This window comes from Micrococcus endophyticus (assembly GCF_014205115.1).
In the GTDB taxonomy this organism is placed as follows: Bacteria; Actinomycetota; Actinomycetes; order Actinomycetales; family Micrococcaceae; genus Micrococcus; species Micrococcus endophyticus.
Genome location: NZ_JACHMW010000001.1, coordinates 1,134,391 through 1,151,960 on the forward strand (window position 1 = coordinate 1,134,391; position 17,570 = coordinate 1,151,960).

14 protein-coding genes are annotated in these 17,570 nt (G+C 76.7%); 5 read left to right on the forward strand and 9 right to left on the reverse strand.

The genetic code is table 11. The features are described 5' to 3' along the window. Nucleotides 1–2: 2 nt before the first annotated feature. Complete coding sequence (locus HDA33_RS05155; protein WP_184171579.1) at nucleotides 3–3,473, forward strand: efflux RND transporter permease subunit; 3,471 nt, start codon at nucleotides 3–5, stop codon at nucleotides 3,471–3,473. A gap of 30 nt (nucleotides 3,474–3,503) precedes the next feature. Here HDA33_RS05155 and HDA33_RS05160 read toward each other — a convergent pair whose 3' ends face one another. Together HDA33_RS05160 and HDA33_RS05165 are read right to left on the reverse strand one after the other, a co-directional pair. Next, nucleotides 3,504–6,545, reverse strand: a complete 3,042-nt coding sequence (locus tag HDA33_RS05160; RefSeq protein WP_184171580.1) for an AAA family ATPase — start codon at nucleotides 6,543–6,545, stop codon at nucleotides 3,504–3,506. 11 nt (nucleotides 6,546–6,556) lie between these two features. Next, nucleotides 6,557–7,810 carry a metallophosphoesterase family protein gene (locus HDA33_RS05165; RefSeq protein WP_184171582.1) on the reverse strand — a complete coding sequence of 418 codons (1,254 nt, stop codon included), beginning with the start codon at nucleotides 7,808–7,810 and terminating at the stop codon, nucleotides 6,557–6,559. A gap of 64 nt (nucleotides 7,811–7,874) precedes the next feature. Here HDA33_RS05165 and HDA33_RS05170 point away from each other — a divergent pair, with 64 nt between their 5' ends. Then, the gene (locus HDA33_RS05170) at nucleotides 7,875–9,008 is read left to right on the forward strand and encodes an ADP-ribosylglycohydrolase family protein (RefSeq protein ID WP_184171584.1); all 1,134 of its coding nucleotides are present in this window, start codon (nucleotides 7,875–7,877) and stop codon (nucleotides 9,006–9,008) included. 97 nt (nucleotides 9,009–9,105) lie between these two features. Here the strand turns inward: HDA33_RS05170 and HDA33_RS05175 are convergent, their stop codons facing one another. Genes HDA33_RS05175 through clpS form a run of 7 tightly spaced genes read right to left on the reverse strand, consistent with a single transcriptional unit; the run spans nucleotide 9,106 to nucleotide 14,630 of the window. Then, the gene (locus HDA33_RS05175) at nucleotides 9,106–10,257 is read right to left on the reverse strand and encodes an exonuclease domain-containing protein (protein WP_184171586.1); all 1,152 of its coding nucleotides are present in this window, start codon (nucleotides 10,255–10,257) and stop codon (nucleotides 9,106–9,108) included. After that, a complete protein-coding gene (locus HDA33_RS05180; protein ID WP_184171588.1) occupies nucleotides 10,254–10,934 on the reverse strand; it encodes a non-canonical purine NTP pyrophosphatase in 681 nt (226 codons plus the stop codon). The genes HDA33_RS05175 and HDA33_RS05180 overlap by 4 nt, the downstream gene beginning before the upstream one ends. Beyond that, nucleotides 10,931–11,704, reverse strand: coding sequence for a ribonuclease PH (gene rph / locus HDA33_RS05185; protein ID WP_184171590.1), 774 nt, complete (start codon nucleotides 11,702–11,704; stop codon nucleotides 10,931–10,933). The genes HDA33_RS05180 and rph overlap by 4 nt, the downstream gene beginning before the upstream one ends. A 22-nt stretch (nucleotides 11,705–11,726) precedes the next feature. After that, on the reverse strand, nucleotides 11,727–12,542 hold the full coding sequence (locus tag HDA33_RS05190; RefSeq protein ID WP_184171592.1) for an MBL fold metallo-hydrolase: 816 nt from the start codon (nucleotides 12,540–12,542) through the stop codon (nucleotides 11,727–11,729). Then, complete coding sequence (gene murI / locus HDA33_RS05195; protein WP_184171594.1) at nucleotides 12,539–13,480, reverse strand: glutamate racemase; 942 nt, start codon at nucleotides 13,478–13,480, stop codon at nucleotides 12,539–12,541. Before murI ends, HDA33_RS05190 begins: the two co-directional genes overlap by 4 nt. Beyond that, nucleotides 13,477–14,259 (reverse strand): DUF2017 family protein, encoded by a 783-nt coding sequence (locus tag HDA33_RS05200; RefSeq protein WP_184171596.1) that lies wholly within the window; start codon nucleotides 14,257–14,259, stop codon nucleotides 13,477–13,479. The genes murI and HDA33_RS05200 overlap by 4 nt, the downstream gene beginning before the upstream one ends. A gap of 8 nt (nucleotides 14,260–14,267) precedes the next feature. After that, complete coding sequence (gene clpS, locus HDA33_RS05205; protein ID WP_017488811.1) at nucleotides 14,268–14,630, reverse strand: ATP-dependent Clp protease adapter ClpS; 363 nt, start codon at nucleotides 14,628–14,630, stop codon at nucleotides 14,268–14,270. A gap of 63 nt (nucleotides 14,631–14,693) precedes the next feature. On the opposite strand from clpS, the gene HDA33_RS05210 reads away from it, so the two are divergent. The 3 genes from HDA33_RS05210 (at nucleotide 14,694) to HDA33_RS05220 (ending at nucleotide 17,512) form a co-directional block, all read left to right on the forward strand. Next, a complete protein-coding gene (locus HDA33_RS05210; RefSeq protein ID WP_184171598.1) occupies nucleotides 14,694–16,046 on the forward strand; it encodes a nicotinate phosphoribosyltransferase in 1,353 nt (450 codons plus the stop codon). 3 nt (nucleotides 16,047–16,049) lie between these two features. Beyond that, nucleotides 16,050–16,742 (forward strand): isochorismatase family protein, encoded by a 693-nt coding sequence (locus tag HDA33_RS05215; protein ID WP_184171600.1) that lies wholly within the window; start codon nucleotides 16,050–16,052, stop codon nucleotides 16,740–16,742. Nucleotides 16,743–16,816: 74 nt separating this feature from the next. Beyond that, entirely contained in the window at nucleotides 16,817–17,512 is a 696-nt protein-coding gene (locus HDA33_RS05220) for an AAA family ATPase (protein WP_184173794.1), read from the forward strand. Nucleotides 17,513–17,570 lie beyond the last annotated feature (58 nt).

The following is a 17,570-nucleotide window of genomic DNA, read 5'->3' on the forward strand; positions in this document are numbered from 1 at the left end:
CCGTGGGAGCGCTCGCCCGGTTCTCTCTTCGCCGGCGGGCGCTCGTCGCGCTCGTCACCGTGTTCATCGCGGTGTTCGGCGTCCTGTCCGCCGGGCAGCTCAAGCGGGAGCTGATCCCCCCGCTCGAGCTGCCCGTCATCTCGGTGTCCACGCTGTACCCGGGGGCCTCCCCCGAGGTCGTGGACTCGCTGGTGGGCGAGCCCCTCGAGACGGCCCTGCAGGCCGTCGAGGGGCTCGAGTCCTCCGGCTCCACCTCCCAGGCGAGCTTCAACTCGATCCAGCTGCAGTTCGCCTACGGCACGGACCTGAACCGGGCCCGCTCCCAGGTGGACCGCGTGGTCTCGAACCTCGCCTCGCAGCTGCCGGAGGAGGCCGAGACCTCCTCCTTCGCCGGCTCCGTCTCCGACTTCCCCGTGGTGTTCCTCGCCCTCTCCGGCGACGAGGACCTGAACGAGCTGCGCCGTCGCGCCGAGGCCGTGCTCGCCCCCCGGCTGCAGAAGCTCGAGGGCGTGCGCGGCGCGGACGTCCTCGGCGGCACCGAGGAGCACGTCTCCGTGGTCCCGGACCCGGAGGCCCTCGCGGCCGCCGGGCTGAGCACCCAGGACATCACCACCGCCCTCGAGGAGAACGCCGGCCTGTTCCCCGTCGGTCAGGTCAACGAGGGCGAGAGCACCTACCCCGTCCAGGCGGGCGCCGCCGTCGAGGACCTCGAGGGCCTGCGCGGCATCGTCGTCACCCCGGCCGAGGGCGGCCAGGGGACGGCCCCGCAGGACCGCACCGCGGACGGCGGCCCGGTGGGCGGAGGCGGCGGCCCGCCCGCAGACCCCGAGGCGACGCCGGCCGCGCCCGCCGAGCCCGCCGGCGACGGCGAGCCCCGCACCCTCGGCGAGGTCGCCGAGGTCTCCCTCCAGGCCGCCGAGCCCACGTCCGTCACCCGCACCGACGGCGCGGACACCCTCTCCGTCTCCGTGACCGCGACCCCCGACGCCGACCTGGTGGCCGTCTCCGAGGCGGTGCGCGAGGCGCTGCCCGAGCTCGAGTCCGTCGTGGGCGGCGGGGCCGATCTGACGGTCGTGTTCGACCAGGCGCCCTTCATCCAGCAGTCCATCGACACCCTCTTCCAGGAGGGCCTGCTCGGCCTGGCGTTCGCGGTGCTCGTGATCGCCGTCTTCCTGCTCTCACTGCGCTCCACCCTGGTGACCGCAGTGTCCATCCCGCTGTCCCTGTTGGCGGCCCTGATCGGCGTGGCCGTGTTCGGCTACTCGCTCAACACGCTCACCCTGGGCGCGCTGACCATCTCGATCGGCCGCGTGGTGGACGACGCGATCGTGGTGGTGGAGAACATCCGCCGCCACCTCGACCTCGGGGCGGACCGCCGCACCGCGATCCTCATCGGCACCCGCGAGGTCGCGACGGCCATCACCGCCTCCACCCTCGTCTCGGTGGCCGTGTTCCTGCCGATCGCCTTCGTGGGCGGGCTGGCCGGGGAGCTCTTCCGCCCGTTCGCGGTGACCGCCACCGTCGCCCTGCTGGCCTCGCTCGTGGTCGCCCTGACGATCGTCCCGGTGCTGTGCTGGTGGTTCCTGCGGACCCCGCGGCGCCCGGCCGGGGACGACTCCCCCGCCGACGCGGCCGAGGGTGGCGCCCCCGCCGTCCCGGCCGGCGAGCACGGCCACGACGCGCACCCGAGCGCGGCCGGCGGCTGGCTGGCCCGGGCGTACCGGCCGGTGCTGCGCTGGACGCAGCGCCACACGGTCGCCACGCTGGCCGGCGCCGTCGCGGTGCTCGCCGGCACCGCCGCCCTCGTGCCGCTGATCCCCACCAACCTCATCGGGGACACGGGGCAGAACTCGTTCGTGGTCACCGCCGACCAGGAGCCGGGGACCTCCCTGGAGGCCACCGCCGCCGCGGCCGGGATGATCGAGCGGACCCTGCTCGAGACCGAGGGCGTGGAGACCGTGCAGTGGACCGCGGGCACCGCCGGCGGCCCGGCCGGGGCGTTCGGCGGCTCCTCCGCAGACCGCGCCCGGTTCACCGTGGTGACGGACGAGGACGCGGACCAGACCGCCCTGCAGGACGGCGTCCGCGCCGACCTGGCCGCCCTCGAGGGGGTCGGCGAGGTCTCCGTGTCCACGCAGCAGGGCCCCGGCGGCGGCCAGGACATCGAGGTGTCCGTCTCCGCCCCCGATCCCCAGGCCCTCGCGACGGCCGCCGACGAGGTGGCCGGCGCCCTGCGCGGCGTCGAGGGCGCCCGCGAGGTCACCACCCCGGCCGCAGACGTGCGGCCGACCTTCCAGGTGGACGTGGACACCGAGGCCGCCGCCCGGCTGGGCCTGACCGAAGAGGCAGTGGCCGGCCAGGCCGCCGCCGCCCTGCAGGCGGTGCCGGTGGGCGACGTCCGGTTCGGCTTCGAGCAGTTCCAGGTGCGCCTGGGCGACCCCGACCCCGTGGAGTCCCTCGAGGCCCTGCGCCAGGTGGCGGTGCAGACCGGCTCCGGCCCGGTCCCGCTCGAGGAGCTCGCCTCGGTGGAGCGGGTGGACGTGCCGGCCCGCGTGACGTCGTCGAACGGCGAGCGGACCGCCGTGGTCACCGTGACCCCGGACGACCAGGACCTCGGCGCCGTCTCCCGGCGCGTCACCGAGGCCGTGGACGGGCTCGCGCTCCCGGAGGGCGTCACGGCCACCGTGGGCGGCGCCGCCGAGCAGCAGGCCGCGACGTTCCGCGACCTGGGCCTGGCCCTGCTCGCCGCGATCGCGACCGTGTACGTGGTGATGGTGGCGACCTTCAACTCCCTGCGCCAGCCGCTCGTCCTGCTGGTGTCCATCCCGTTCGCCGCCACGGGCGTGTTCCTGGCCCTGCTGGCCACGGGCACCGCGCTGGGCCTGTCCACGATGATCGGCCTGCTCATGCTGGTGGGCATCGTGGTGACGAACGCGATCGTGCTGATCGACCTGATCAACCAGTACCGCCGCGACCGCGGGATGGGCCTCGACGAGGCGATCGAGGTCGGCGCGCTGAACCGCGTGCGCCCCGTCGTGATGACGGCGCTGGCCACGATCCTGGCGATGGTCCCGATGGCGCTGGGCCTCACGGGCCACTCCGGCTTCATCTCCCAGCCGCTGGCGGTGGCCGTGGTGGGCGGCCTGCTCTCCTCCACGCTGCTCACGCTCGTGCTCGTGCCGGTGCTGTACCGGCTCACCGAGGCCCGCGGCGAGCGGCGGATCCAGGCCGAGCGCGCCGAGCAGGCGCGCCGGGACGAGGAGACCCGGCGGCGGGCGGCCGAGGCCGAGCAGGCGGCGGCCGAGCAGGCGGAGTCCGCGCGGGCGGGCCTGCTCGCGCGTCGGCGCACCGGCGGCGTTCCCGCGGCGAGCGCGGCGGCGGGCATGGCCGACGACGGCGGCCGGCGCCCCGGTCCCCTGGGCCGGCTGCGTGCCCGGCTGGGCGGTCTCGTGGGCCGCGCCCGCCGCGCCTGAGAAGGGCGGGCGGCGCGCCTCCCGCCGTTCTCAGGCGTCGACGTGGACGGCCAGGCTCGAGCCCTCCCGCTCCTTGGTCACGGCCAGGCGCACGGGGATCTCCTGCTTCATCCGCTCCACGTGGGAGACGAGCCCCACGGTGCGCCCGCCGGAGCGCAGGCCGTCCACCACGTCCAGGACGTCGTCGAGGGTGTCCGAGTCCAGCGAGCCGAAGCCCTCGTCCACGAACAGCGTGTCCAGCTCGACGCCGCCGGCCTCGGCCTGGACCGTGTCCGCCAGGCCCAGGGCCAGCGCGAGGGAGGCCATGAAGGTCTCCCCGCCCGAGAGGGTGGAGGGGTGGCGGGTCTCGTCCACGTAGTGGTCCCGCACGACCAGTTCGAGCCCCTTGTTGCCCCGCCCGGCGGAGTCGTCGGAGTACTCGATGCTGTAGCGCCCGTCCGTCATGGCCAGCAGCCGTTCGGTGGCGGCCGCGGCGACCTCCTCGAGCCGGCCCGCGAGCACGTAGCTGGCCAGCGGCATCTTCAGCCGGTTCTCCCCGCCGCCGCGCACGAGCGCGAGCAGTCCGGTGACGCGTTCGTGCTCGGCCAGCAGGGCGGCGGAGCGGTCCAGCACGCCCCGCAGGAGGGCGGCCTGGCGCTCGACGGCGGCGGCCACGGCGGTCCGCCGCCCGAGGGCCTCGTCCCGCTCGCGGCGCGATCGCTCGGCCTCGAGGAGCCGGGCCGCGGCGGCCTCGAGGTCCTCCGGGGTGGGCGCCGTCGCCTGCTGGTCCTGCAGCTCTCGGCCGCGCCGGACGGCGTCGCTCTGGGCGAGCTCGGCCAGGCGCGCCTGCTCGTCGTCCCACGCGCGCACGCGGGCGGTCCGGGCCGCCGCGTCCTCGGCGGGGAGGCGGGCGGCCCGCGCGGCGCCGACGTCCTCGAACTCCTGCTCGCGCAGGGCGGCGGCGAGGGCGCGGTCCGCGTCCGCGGCGACGGCGAGGGCCCGCTCCCGGGCCTCGACCGCGCCGGCCAGCGCCTCGAGGCGGCCGCGGGCGGTGCGCACCAGGGCGCCGCGGGCGTCCAGGTCCGGGGCGTCCCCGCGGGCCCGCTCGATCCCCGCCCGCAGCTCGAGCAGCCGCTCGTGCCGCTGGCGCGAGGCCTCCTGCAGCCGGGCGTCCTCGGCGGTGCGGGCGGTCTCGGCCGCGGCGGCCTCGTCCCGCTCCGTCTCCAGCGCCTGCAGCCGCCGGCGGTCCGCGGCGAGGGCCTTCCGCACCGCGGCGAGCTCGGCGTGCTCGGTGCGCGCCGCGGCGAGCGCCTCCTCGGCCTGCGCCGGGGTGCGTCCGCCGGCGGCGGCGGCCGAGGCGCGCACCCTCTCGTGCGCGGCGGTGCGGGCCGTCTCCGCGTCGGCGAGCACCGCCTCGGCGGCGGCGAGGGCCTCCTCCGCGGCGGCGACGTCGGCCTCGATGACCGCCGTGCCCACGCGCGGCGCCGGGTCCGGGTGCTCGGGGGATCCGCACACGGCGCAGGGGGTGCCGTCCTCGAGGTCGGCGGCGAGGTCCGCGGCCGCCTGCTCGTACCGGGAGCGCAGCAGCCCCAGCCGGTGCTGGGCGGCGGCGTCGCGCCCGGTCCGCGCCGCCTCCCGCGACCGGTCGGCGGCGTCCGCGGCGAGGGCGTGCCGCTCGGCCTCCCGGGCGGCGGCCAGGCCCTGCTCGGCCTCGGCGACGCGCCGGTCCACGTCCGCCTGGGCGCCGAGCCGGGCGGAGGCCGCCTCCACCGCCTCGCGCACGGCCGCGAGAGACTCCTCGCGACCGGAGCGCGCGGCCTCGGCGGCCTCGCGCTCGGCGACGATCTGCGTGCGGCGGGCCGCCTCGGTCCGCTCCGTCTCCTCGAGCCGTTCGGCGGCGGCCCGGTCCCGCACGGCGCGGGCGACCTCCTCCACGGCCCGCTCCGCGAGCGCGACGGCGTCCCGGGGCAGGGCGGCGTCGTCCGCGGGCGTCTCGGCGGCGTCCCGCCGGGCCTGCTCCAGCCAGCCGGCGGCGAGCGGGTCCTCGGCGGCCGCGGCCTGGGCGGTCCCGTCCGCCTCCCGCGCCCGGTCCTCGGCCGCGCGGGCGGACTCGGCGCGGTCGGCCGCGCCCAGCACGCGACCGGCGCGCTCGTGGGCGGCGACGGCGGTCCGGTCCCCCGCGGCAGCCTCGGCGCCCTCGCGGTGGGCGCGCTCCCGCTCGGTCCACGCCGCCGCGGCGGCGAGGGCCTCCCCCGTGGCGCGCAGCTCGGCCTGGGCCCCGCGCGCGGCGGCCTCCTCCGCGGCGGCGGCGTCCCGGCCGGCGCGGGCGGCGTCCACCGCCTCCCGCGTGCGCTCCGCGGTCCTCTCCACCAGCTCCTCGTCCGTGACGGGGAACGGCTCGGGCGCGTGCCAGTCCTCGCCGAGCTCGGCGGCGACCGCCTCGCGCAGCTGCTCCCGGGCCGCGGCGGCCACCTGGGCGTCCGCGGCGGCGCGGGAGCCGAGGCGCTCGGCCTCGGTCTTGAGGTGCTCCTCCACGCCGTCGAACCGCTGGGTGCCGAACAGGCGGCGCAGCAGTCGCTGGCGCTCGTCCGACCGGGCGGTGAGGAACTCGGCGAACCGCCCCTGCGGGAGCATGACGACCTGCATGAACTGGGCCGCGTCCAGGTGCATGACGTCCGCCACCTGGACGCCGACCTCGTCGTTGCGGGTCAGCGGCTCCTGCCAGGCCCCGTCCACGTGCTCGCGCAGGGAGACGGCGGCGGGGGTGGGCGTGGTGTCCTTCCCGGAGGCGGACCGCCGCTTCTTGAGTCGCTCGTGACGGGGCGAGCGCACCACCTCGAACCGCCGCCCCTGGACGGTGAACTCCACGAGCACCTCGGGGACGACGGCGCCGGGCGGGCGCAGCGTGGTCACGAGCGACTCGGGCGACCGGCCGCCCGGGACGGACCCGTACAGGGCGTAGCAGAGGGCGGCGAGGACGGTGGACTTGCCCGCGCCCGTGGGCCCGTCCAGCAGGAACAGGCCGGCGTCGTTGAGCCGGTCCATGTCCACGTCCTGCGCCTCGGCGTAGGGGCCGATCCCCTGCAGCCGCATCCGATGGATCCTCATGCCTGGGCCTCCCGGGTCCGGGACGCCGTGAGGGCGTCGTCGAGCAGCGCGGACTCCTCCGCCGAGGCGGGACGGCCGCGCACGTGGTCCACGAAGCCCGTGGTCAGCGCGAGGTCCGTGGGGGCCTGGCGCAGGGCCTGCGCGTACGTGCGCACGCGCTCGGGACGCCCGCCCTCCGGCTCGTGGCGGAACACGAGCAGGTGGGGGAACCGCGAGCGTAGCCGCTCGAGCGCCCTCTCGGGCCGCTCGGGGTCCGTCACCGTGGCCTGCACCCAGCGGTCCTCGGCGAAGGCGTACTCGGGCGAGTCCAGCAGCGGCCCGATGCGGTCGGCGAGCACGGCCAGCCGGCGTCCGGCCCGCCAGTCCACGGGCTCCACCTCGGTCACGGCGCCGCCGTGCACGTGCACGAGCCACCCGCCCTTCACGTGCTTCGCCTCGGAGAAGGAGTACGGCAGCGGCGATCCGGAGTACCGCACGTGCTCGGCCATCGTCTGCCGTCCGTGCAGGTGCCCGAGCGCCGCGTAGTCCAGCCCGTCGAAGACCGTGACCGGCACCTGGCCGAGGGTGCCGACCAGCCCCTCCGGCTCCGCGCCGGACCCGGCGTCCCGCCCGGCCGGGTCCGCGGGCGCCGGGCTCGCGGGCAACGGCGAGCCGCCGGCGCCGATGTCCCGCTCGGAGTCGGAGGCGTCCCCGCCTGCGGCGAACAGGTGGGCGAGCACGACGCCGGCCAGCGGGGCGGGCGACCCCGCCCGCCGGTCCTCCAGGTCCGCCCGGATCCGCCGCACGGCCTCCGTCATCACGCCCGTGTGGGTCGGGTCCACCTCCCACGCCTGGCCGAGGTGGCGCGGCTCCAGGTACGGGACGCCGTAGACGGCCGCGCGCTCCCCCGCCGCGTCCTCGAGCAGGACCGGCTCGTCCAGGCGGGCGGGGTCCGTGAGCACGTGCACGCCTGCGGCGGAGAGCAGGCCGGCGCCGAACCCCAGGCGCACCGCGGAGTCGTGGTTGCCGCTGGTGAGGACCACCTGCGCCCCGGCCTCGCGCAGGCGTGCCAGCGTGGCGTCCAGGAGGGCGACGGCGTCCGCCGACGGCAGAGCGCGGTCGTAGACGTCCCCGGCGAGCAGCACGGCGTCCACGCCGCGCTCCCGCACGGTGTCCACGAGGGCGTCGAGGACCTGACGCTGGCCCTCCAGCAGGCCGGTGCCGTGGAAGGACCGGCCGAGATGCCAGTCGGAGGTGTGCAGCAGGAGCATGGCTCCACTGTAGGAACCGGGCGGACGCGTTAAGGCGTCCGACCCGCCTCCTACGATGTCCCCTATGACCGAGACCCCCGCCGCCCCGTCCCTGCCCGGCCCCGAGCACGCCGCCCGCGTCGCCGCCCTCCTCGCGGCGGGCGCCGCCGGGGACGCCCTCGGCTACACCGTGGAGTTCGACGCGGACGCGGCCGTCCGGGCCCGCCACGGGGCGGAGGGGCTCACCACGGGCGAGGCCGCACTGGCCGTCGTCGGGGGCGAGGCCCTGCCGATCTCGGACGACACCCAGATGACCCTGTACGTCCTGGACGGGCTGCTCGAGTGGATCGAGTGGCAGAACGACGGCCAGGCCGCGGATCCGGCCGCGTGCGTGTGGCTGGCCTGCCTGCGGTGGTGGGCCACGCAGCACGGCGGCGCGCTGCCGGACGGCGCCCCGCCCGTGCCGCCGCGCTGGCTCGAGGACCACCCCGAGCTGCGCGCGCGCCGCGCCCCGGGGAACGCGTGCCTGAGCGGGCTGGACTCCGCCGCCATGGGCCTGCCCGGGGACCCCCGGAACCCGGACTCGAAGGGCTGCGGCACCGTGATGCGCTCGGCGCCGTACGGCATGGTGCCGGGGCTGGAGGACGTCCACGTGGTCTCCTTCGCCCGCCAGGGCGCCGTGCTCACCCACGGCCACCCCACCGCGTGGGTCGCCGCGGCCGCCTACTCCCTGATGATCGCCGCGCTGCTGCGCGGGGCGGGCCTGGAGGACGCCGTCGCCCACGCCCGCGCCTGGGTGGACTCCCTCGGCCCGGCCGAGGGCGGCGAGACCGCCGCGGCCCTCGCGTCCGCCGTCGAGCTGGCCGCCTCCCCCGCGGACGACGCCGGCCGGCCCGGCACGCTGCCCGCGGCCCTCGGCGAGGGGTGGGTCGCCGAGGAGGCGCTGGCCATCGCCGTCCACGCAGCGCTCGTGGCGCAGGCCCGGCACGCGGACCCGGCGGACATGCTCGCCCTGGCGCTGCGGATCGGCGCCAACCATGCCGGGGACTCGGACTCGACGGCGTCGCTGGCCGGGCAGCTGCTCGGCGCCGCCCACGGCCCTGCGGTCTTCGGCGCGGACGCGGCCGCCGACGGGCCCGCGGGCCTCGTCCCGGCGTGGGTCGCGGAGCGGGAGGTCGTGGCGGAGGCGGCCCGCCGCTGGAGCGCGGCGACGACCTGACCCCTCCGGCCGGGCGGCCGCTTGACCCTTGGCGGGCGGCCGCCTGACCCGAGGGTCGGCGGCCGCCGGATGAGGGCGCGGCCCGGAGGCCGCCCGCTCAGCGGGCGGCGTCCGGCCAGTTCCCGTCGAGCATCTGGAGGAACTCGCCCTCGGAGACGAGCGAGATGTGCTGGCCGCGCTCCCGGCGGCGCAGCGCGTCCCGGGTCTTGCGGTGCGCCAGCGCCGTGGTGACGGCCTCGCGGGTGCCGGGCGCGGGGGCCGGGCGGTCCAGGTCGGCGGCCTCGAAGCCGTCCCCCACCACGAGCATGGTGGTCGCGGCGCCCACCCGGTTGGCGGTCTGCGCGCCGAGCCGGGCCGCGCGGACCTTCGCCGTCTGACGGGACATGCCGATGCCGCCCGTGAACACCACGGTCTGCCCGTGGAGGGGGTGGCCCGGGTCCGCGTCCGGGTTGGGCACGGGGTTGGTGCCCTCGTCCGGCCACCGCAGGAAGTCCGGCATGGCCCGCTCGTCCTTGAGCGGCACGCGCGCGTCGAACACGCCCTGCGTGCGCCGGGCTTGGCGGGTGGCCTTGGACTCGGGGCCCTCGCCGGCGGCCCGCTGCGCCAGGGTGTTCACCGTCAGCCCCTGGGCGCGCATCAGCCGGGGGACGTCGAACGGCTCGGGAAGGCCGCGCGCGCCCGCCGGCGCCACCGCGGCCCCGTCACCCGCCTCGGTGCCAAGCACGCGCCGGGCGACGTCGACGAGGATGGCCGCGCACGCCTCGGCGTCCGCGAGCGCGTCGTGGTGCGGGCCCGGGGCGAACCCGGCCTCGCGGGCCGCCGAGGGCAGCGCGTAGGAGGCCAGGTCGTAGACGCGGCGCGCGAGCACCAGGGTGCACACGAAGTCCAGGCGCGGCACGTCCCGGCCGGAGACCTCGAGGCCGGACTCGATGACGCCGACGTCGAAACCCGCGTTGTGGGCGGCGAGCACGTCGGCGCCCACGAAGCCGGCCAGCTCGTCGTACACGTCCGCGAACCGCGCCGCGTCCAGCACCCGGTCCTCGGTGATGCCGTGGATGCGCACGTTGCGCGGGTCGAAGCGGTCGAAGCCGACGGGCGGCCGGATGAGCCACTCGGCCCGCTCCACCATGACGCCGTCCCGCACGCGCACGGCGCCGAGGGCGCACGGGGAGCCGCGGAACCCGTTGGCGGTCTCGAAGTCGATCGCCGTGAAGTCCAGCCCCGGCACGGGGGCGAGCACGCCGCTCACGGGCGCGCGTCGAGCGCGTCCACCAGGTACGGCAGCAGGGCGCGGAAGGCGTGCCCCCGGTGGCTGATCGCGTTCTTGTCCGCGGCGGAGAGCTGGGCGGTGGACTCCTCCCGGCCGTCGGGGCGCAGGATCGGGTCGTAGCCGAAGCCGCCGTCGCCGACGGGGGCGCGCAGCAGGGTGCCGCGCAGACGGCCGTGCTCCACGTGCTCGACGTGGATGGCGTGGGTGCCGCGCGCGTCCGCGGTGCTCGGCACCGCCAGGGCGGCGGCGCAGACGAACTCGGCGCCGCGGTGGGCGTCCGGCACGTCGGCCAGCTGGGCGAGCAGCAGCTCGAGGTTGGCCCGGTCGTCCCCGTGGCGTCCGGCCCAGCGGGCCGAGAAGATCCCGGGGGCGCCGTGGAGCACGTCCACGGCCAGGCCGGAGTCGTCCGCGACGGCGATCAGACCCGTGTGGGCGGCGACCGCGCGGGCCTTCTTCAGCGCGTTCTCCGCGAAGGTGACCCCGTCCTCGACGATGTCCGGGGCGCCGACCGCGCCGGCGTCCACGACGGCGACGGAGGCGTCCAGGCCGGGCACGGCGCCCTCGAGCAGCTGGCGCAGCTCGCGGACCTTGCCGGCGTTGTGGGTGGCCAGGACGACGCGGGCCCCCTCGGGCACGCCGGTGGCGGCCCCGCTCACGCCTGCGCCGCGGCGGACCCCGCGGCCCCCGCGAGGGTCTCGGCCTGGATGCGGGCGAGCTCGCCGGTGCCGGTGAGGGCCAGGTCGAGCAGGGTGTCCAGCTCGGCGCGGGAGAACGGCACGCCCTCGGCGGTGCCCTGCACCTCCACGAACTCGCCGGCGCCGGTGACCACCACGTTCATGTCCGTCTCCGCCTTCACGTCCTCCACGTAGGGCAGGTCCAGGACGGGGACGCCGTCCACGATGCCCACCGACACGGCGGCCACGGAGTCCTTGAGCACCTCGGCGTCCTTGCGCAGGATCCCCTCGCGGCGGGCCCAGGCCACGGCCTCGGCGAGGGCCACGTAGGCGCCCGTGATGGCGGCGGTGCGGGTGCCGCCGTCGGCGTCCAGCACGTCGCAGTCCAGGACGATGGTGTTCTCCCCCAGGGCCGAGAGGTCGATCACGGCGCGCAGGGAGCGGCCGATCAGGCGGGAGATCTCGTGGGTGCGCCCGCCGATGCGGCCCTTGACGGACTCGCGCTGGTTGCGCTCGTTCGTGGCGCGCGGGAGCATCGCGTACTCGGCGGTGACCCAGCCGGTGCCCTCGCCCTTGAGCCAGCGCGGCACGCCCTGCGTGAAGGAGGCGGTGCACAGCACGCGGGTGTCCCCGAACTCGATGAGGGCCGAGCCCTCCGCCTGCCTGGACCAGCCCCGGGTGATGGTGATGGGGCGCAGCTCGTCGACGGCGCGGCCGTCCGGGCGGGGGGCGGTGGAGGCGGGAGAGCTCATGGCCTCCAGTCTAGGGGCGCGCTCAGACCCCGTAGCTCAGCCCGGAGACCGCGACGGCCATGGGGCCCTCGTACGCCTCCCGGGCCTCCAGGACGGCCCGCTGGGGGTCGTTCCACACCGGTAGGTGCGTCAGGAGCAGCTTCTTCGCCCCGGCCTGCGCGGCCGTCTGTCCGGCCCGCAGACCGGTCAGGTGCACGCCGTCGATCCCGTCGTCCCGGCCCTCGTGGAAGGCGGCCTCGCACAGGAACAGGTCGGCGTCCCGGGCGGCCTCCACGAGCCCCTCGCACGCGTCCGTGTCCCCGGAGTAGGTGAGCACGCGGGTCACGGTGCCGCCCTCGCCGTCGGGCTCGTCGGCCTCCACGCGGATCGCGTAGGCCTCGTCGATGGGGTGGCGCACCGGCACCGGGGTGAGCCGGAACGGGCCGAACCGCTCGGTGCGCCCGGGCCGCCACACCCGGAAGTCGAAGTCCTCGTGCATGCCCGGCTCCGGGTCCATGCCGTACGCCTCGGCGATCCGGTCCGCGGTGGCCGTGGGCCCGTACACGGGCATCCGGTCGCGGTGCCAGCCCTCCGGGTTCCAGCGGATGGCCACGTGCATGCCGCACAGGTCCATGCAGTGGTCCGGGTGCAGGTGCGAGAGCAGGACCCCGTCCAGCTCCTCGAGCTCGACGTAGCGCTGCAGCACGCCCAGGGACCCGTTGCCCAGGTCCAGCAGGATCCGCCACGTGCGCGGCGTGACGCCGTCCTCGGCCACGCCCTGCGCGGTGACGAGGTAGCACGAGGCCGGCGACCCCGGCCCGGGGAAGGACCCGGAGGCCCCGATCACGGTCAGCTTCACGTCTCACGCTCCTGCTCGGCGCCCAGGCGGGCGATGAGGTCGGGGGTCAGCTGGGCCAGGGCCGCGGTGGGGTACCGCTCGCGGACCGTGTCCAGGCGGCGCACGGCCCCGACCTCGGGGCCGAGGAACCGGCGGGCCAGGGCCTGGAAGTGCTCCGGGTCGCCCGTGGCGGCGAACCGGTGCCGGGTGTCCTGCCCGGAGCCGGCCGCCGAGTGCGGGTGCTCGAGGCCGAGGCGCACGAGCTCACGGTAGAGGTCCTTGGCGGTCTCCTCCGCCGAGGACACCAGGGTGACGTCTTCGCCCATCACCAGCGAGAGGGCGCCGGTGAGCAGCGGGTAGTGGGTGCAGCCCAGCACGAGGGTGTCCACGCCGGCGGCGCGCAGCGGCTCCGTGTACTCCTGCGCGGTGGCCAGCAGCTCGGGCCCGGTGGTGATGCCGGCCTCCACGAACTCCACGAAGCGCGGGCACGCGGCGGAGGTCACCTGCAGGTGGGGGGCGGCGGAGAAGGAGTCGTCGTAGGCGCGCGAGCCCACGGTCGCCTGGGTGCCGATCACGCCGATCCGCCCGGAGCGCGTGGCCGCCACGGCCCGGCGCACGGCCGGCTGGATGACCTCGACCACGGGGATGCCGTGGCGGCCGGTGTAGCGCTCCCGCGCGTCGCGCAGCACCGCCGCCGAGGCGGAGTTGCACGCGATGACGAGGGCCTTGACGCCCGCGTCCACGAGCTCGTCCATGATGCCCAGGGCGAGCGCGCGGACCTGGGCGATCGGCCGCGGCCCGTAGGGGGCGTGGGCGGTGTCGCCCACATAGAGGATCGACTCGTGGGGCAGCTGGTCCATGATGGCGCGGGCCACGGTCAGCCCGCCCACGCCGGAGTCGAACACGCCGATCGGCGAGGAGGCGCTCACCTCGTGCCGGGCCTGCGGCGGCGCGCTCACGCGTCGTCCCCCGCCTCGTCCGCGCCGGGCGCGTCCTCGTCCGCGCCCTCGGGCAGCTCGCTGAGCATCTCGGTCATCAGGGTCTCCAGCAGCCAGGTGGTGAAGTTGTAGAGCAGGGCCATCGTGGACTCGACGTCCTCGGCGCTGCGCCAGTCGTCCACGGCGTGCACGCGCTCGGCGTCCTCCTCCGTCTCCACGCCCAGGCGGGCGGCGAGGACGAGGCGCACGTCGTTGAGCGCGCGGCCGAACGCGGGGGCCTGGTGGTGCGGCACCTCCACCCGGGTGGAGCGCAGCAGCTCCAGGGCCAGGCGGGCGTCGGCGAGCTTGCCCTCGGACAGTGCGTCCTCGGTGAGGGCGCGGTGGGCGCCGCGCTCCTGCGCGTCGGCCTGCGGCATCGCCTCGGGCAGCAGCCGGGCGACGGCGGGGTCGGCCGGGGCGGCGCGGTGCGGCACCCGGTCCTGGCTCAGGTGCAGGCCGGAGACCAGCTCCCAGAAGGCGGCGTCCGCCTCGTCGAGCCCGGCCGCGGGGCCGGCGCCGGCCTCCGGGTCCTGCGGCGCCGGGGCCGCCGGGGCCGCCGGGGCCGCCGGGGCGACGTCGGCGCTCGGCTCCGGCGGGCCCGGGGCGTCCGCAGGGAGGTCGTCGGCCCCCGGGAGCACGTTCCGGCGGCGGCCCTCCAGCAGGGTGATGACGTCCTTGACCAGGCCGCGCAGCAGGCGCACCTCCGGCTTCTCCAGCTGCGCCGTGTACCCCCGCCGCGTCCAGCGGAACCGCTCTGCCATGTCCCTCCTCAGTCCTCGGCCTGCTCGAGCGTGGCCCACAGCCCGTAGCCGTGCATCGCGCCCACGTGCAGCTCCGCCTTCTCGCGGGTGCCGGTGGCCACCACGGAGCGGCCCCGCTCGTGCACCTCGAGCATCAGGCGGTGGGCCCGGGACTCGGAGTAGCCGAAGTGGGTGCGGAACACGTAGGCCACGTAGCTCATCAGGTTCACGGGGTCGTTCCAGACGACCACGTTCCACGGCCGGTCCAGGGCGAGGTCCTCGCGCGGACGCTCCAGCACGGCGGTGTCCGTGGCCCCTCCGGGGACGGCCTCACCGGGGGCCGGGCCGGCGGCGCGCGGCGCGGTCGGATCGTGGCTGGTCAACACGGACATGCCGGACAGTCTACGAGGCGGGCCCGCCAGGGCGTGGTCACACGGGTTCGCTAGGGTGGGCGCGTGAGCCAGAATCCCGTGACCAGCGCACCCCAGACGCCCGACGACTGGCGGATCCCCACGGCGCTGATGACCGACCACTACGAGCTGACCATGCTCCAGGCCGCGCTGAAGGCCGGCACCGCGCACCGCCGCTCCCGCTTCGAGCTGTTCACCCGACGCCTGCCCAGCGGCCGCCGCTACGGCGTGGTGGCCGGCGTGGGCCGCGCACTGGAGGGCCTGTCCCGCTTCCGGTTCGACACGCCCGAGCTCGACTTCCTCGCGGACACCACGGCCCTCGACGACGCCACGCTGGCCTGGCTGGCCGACTTCGAGTTCACGGGGGACATCGTGGGCTACGCCGAGGGCGAGGCCTACTTCCCGCACTCCCCCCTCCTGCAGGTGGAGTCGACGTTCGCCGAGGCGTGCATCCTGGAGACCTACCTGCTCTCCATCTACAACTACGACTCCGCCGTGGCCTCCGCCGCCTCCCGCATGACGGCCGTCGCCGACGGTCGCCCGTGCGCCGAGATGGGCTCGCGCCGCACGCACGAGGAGGCCGCCGTCGCCGCGGCCCGCGCGGCCGCCGTCGCCGGCTTCACCGCCACCTCGAACCTGGAGGCGGGCCGCCGCTACGGCATCCCCACCGTGGGCACCGCCGCCCACTCCTTCACCCTGCTGCACGACTCGGAGCGCGCCGCCTTCGAGGCCCAGGTCGCCGCGCTCGGGGCGGACACCACCCTCCTCGTGGACACGTATGACGTGGAGGAGGGCGTGCGCACCGCCGTCGACGTGGCCGGCCCCGCCCTGCGCAACGTGCGCGTGGACTCCGGCGACCTCGTGGTCCAGGCCCACCGCGTCCGCGAGCTGCTCGACGAGCTGGGCAACACGCAGACCGGCATCATGGTCACCTCGGACCTGGACGAGTACGCGATCGCCTCGCTGCGTTCGGCCCCCGTGAGCTCGTACGGGGTGGGCACCCGCCTCGTCACCGGCTCCGGCGCCCCCACGGCCTCCATGGTCTACAAGCTCGTCGCCCGCCAGGACGACGACGGCGAGTGGGTGGACGTGGCCAAGGCCAGTTCCGGCAAGGCCAGCCGGGGCGGCCGCAAGGAGGCCGCGCGCCGCCGCGACCGGCGGGGCCGGGCCACCGCCGAGGTGGTCGGCGTCAACCGCGGCGCCGCGCCCGACGCCGACGACCGTCCCCTGCTGCACCGTTTCGTGCACGCCGGCGAGCTGGCCGGGGGCTGGACCGGCCCCGAGGCCGTCACCCGCGCCGCCGAGCGTCACGCCGCCTCCCTGCGCGAGCTGCCCGCCTCGGTGGGCCGCCTGCAGCCGGGCGACCCCGCCATCCCGACCATCTTCCTGGAGGACTGACCCGTGGAGAACCTGAACCGCGCCCTGGTGATCGTGGACGTGCAGAACGACTTCTGTGAGGGCGGCGCCCTCGGCGTGACCGGCGGCGCCGCCGTCGCGGCCGGGGTCAGCGAGTACCTGGCCGAGCACGCGGACGCCTACGCGGCCGTAGCCGCCACGCGCGACTGGCACGTCGACCCGGGCACGCACTTCGCGGCGGCCACCGGTGCCGAGCCGGACTTCCGCACCACCTGGCCGGTGCACTGTGTGGCCGGCACCGCCGGCGCCGAGCTGCACCCCGACCTGGACGTCGAGCACCTCGACGCCGAGTTCCTCAAGGGTTTGCACACGGACGCCTACTCCGGCTTCGACGGCGCCCTCGGCGAGCCCGACGCCGTCCCGACCGGGGCCGCGGGCGAGCGCCCCTCCGGGACCGTCGGCCCGTACGGGGCCACCGCCGTGGCCGCGGCCGCCGTCGAGTCCGACGCCCCCGGCCTCGACGAGTGGCTCCGTGAGCAGGGCGTGGACGCGATCACCGTGGTGGGCATCGCCACGGACCACTGCGTGCGCGCCACCGTGCTCGACGCCCTCGACGCCGGCTACGAGGTCACGGTGCTGACCGACCTGGTGGCCGGGGTGGACGAGGCCGCCTCGCAGGCCGCCCTCCACGAGATGGAGGCCGCCGGCGCCCACCTGGAGCTGTCCGAGGGGCGCTGAGCATGCGGGCGGCGGCCGGCGGGGGCCCCGGGCCGGACCGCGCGGCGCTCGACCGGCTCGCGTGGCGCCTGCCCGTGCGGCAGGTGACCGAGCATCCGCGCAGCCCTGCCGATCGCGGCACGTGGCCGGCCACCGTCCCGGCCGTGCGCCAGCTCCTCGACGAGGGGCTCGACCTGTCCGCCGCCACCGTCGTGGTCGGCGCGAACGGGGCCGGCAAGTCCACCCTCGTGGAGGCCGTGGCCGAGGCGTTCGGCCTCAACGCCGAGGGCGGGACGCGCAACGTGGTCCACGAGACGCGTCGCACGTCCTCGGACCTCGCGGAGCACCTGCAGCTCGCCCGGGGCGCCCAGGCCACGCGCGACGGCGTGTTCCTGCGCGCCGAGACCATGTACGGGCTGTTCACCTACTACGAGTCCGTGTTCCGGGGAGCGGACCACCACCGGCGCAGCCACGGCGAGGCGTTCCTGCAGTTCTGCGCCGAGCGGGCGGGGCTCACCGGCCTATGGGTGCTGGACGAGCCTGAGTCGGCCCTGTCCTTCGACGGCTGCCTCGCGCTGATCGCCCACCTGCGGGACATCCTGGCGGACGGCTCCCAGGTGATCCTCTCCACGCACTCCCCCGTGCTGGCCGCCCTGCCCGGCGCCCGCATCCTGCTGCTGGACGAGCGCGGGATCACGCCGACCGAGTACGACGACCTGCCGTTCGTGTACCACCACCGCAGCTTCCTGGACTCCCCGCAGCGGTACCTGCGCCACCTCTACGACGCGTGAGGCCGGGGCCCGGCGGTCGGCCGGGAGGGTGCGCCCGCCGGGAACGCCTCGGAGGCGG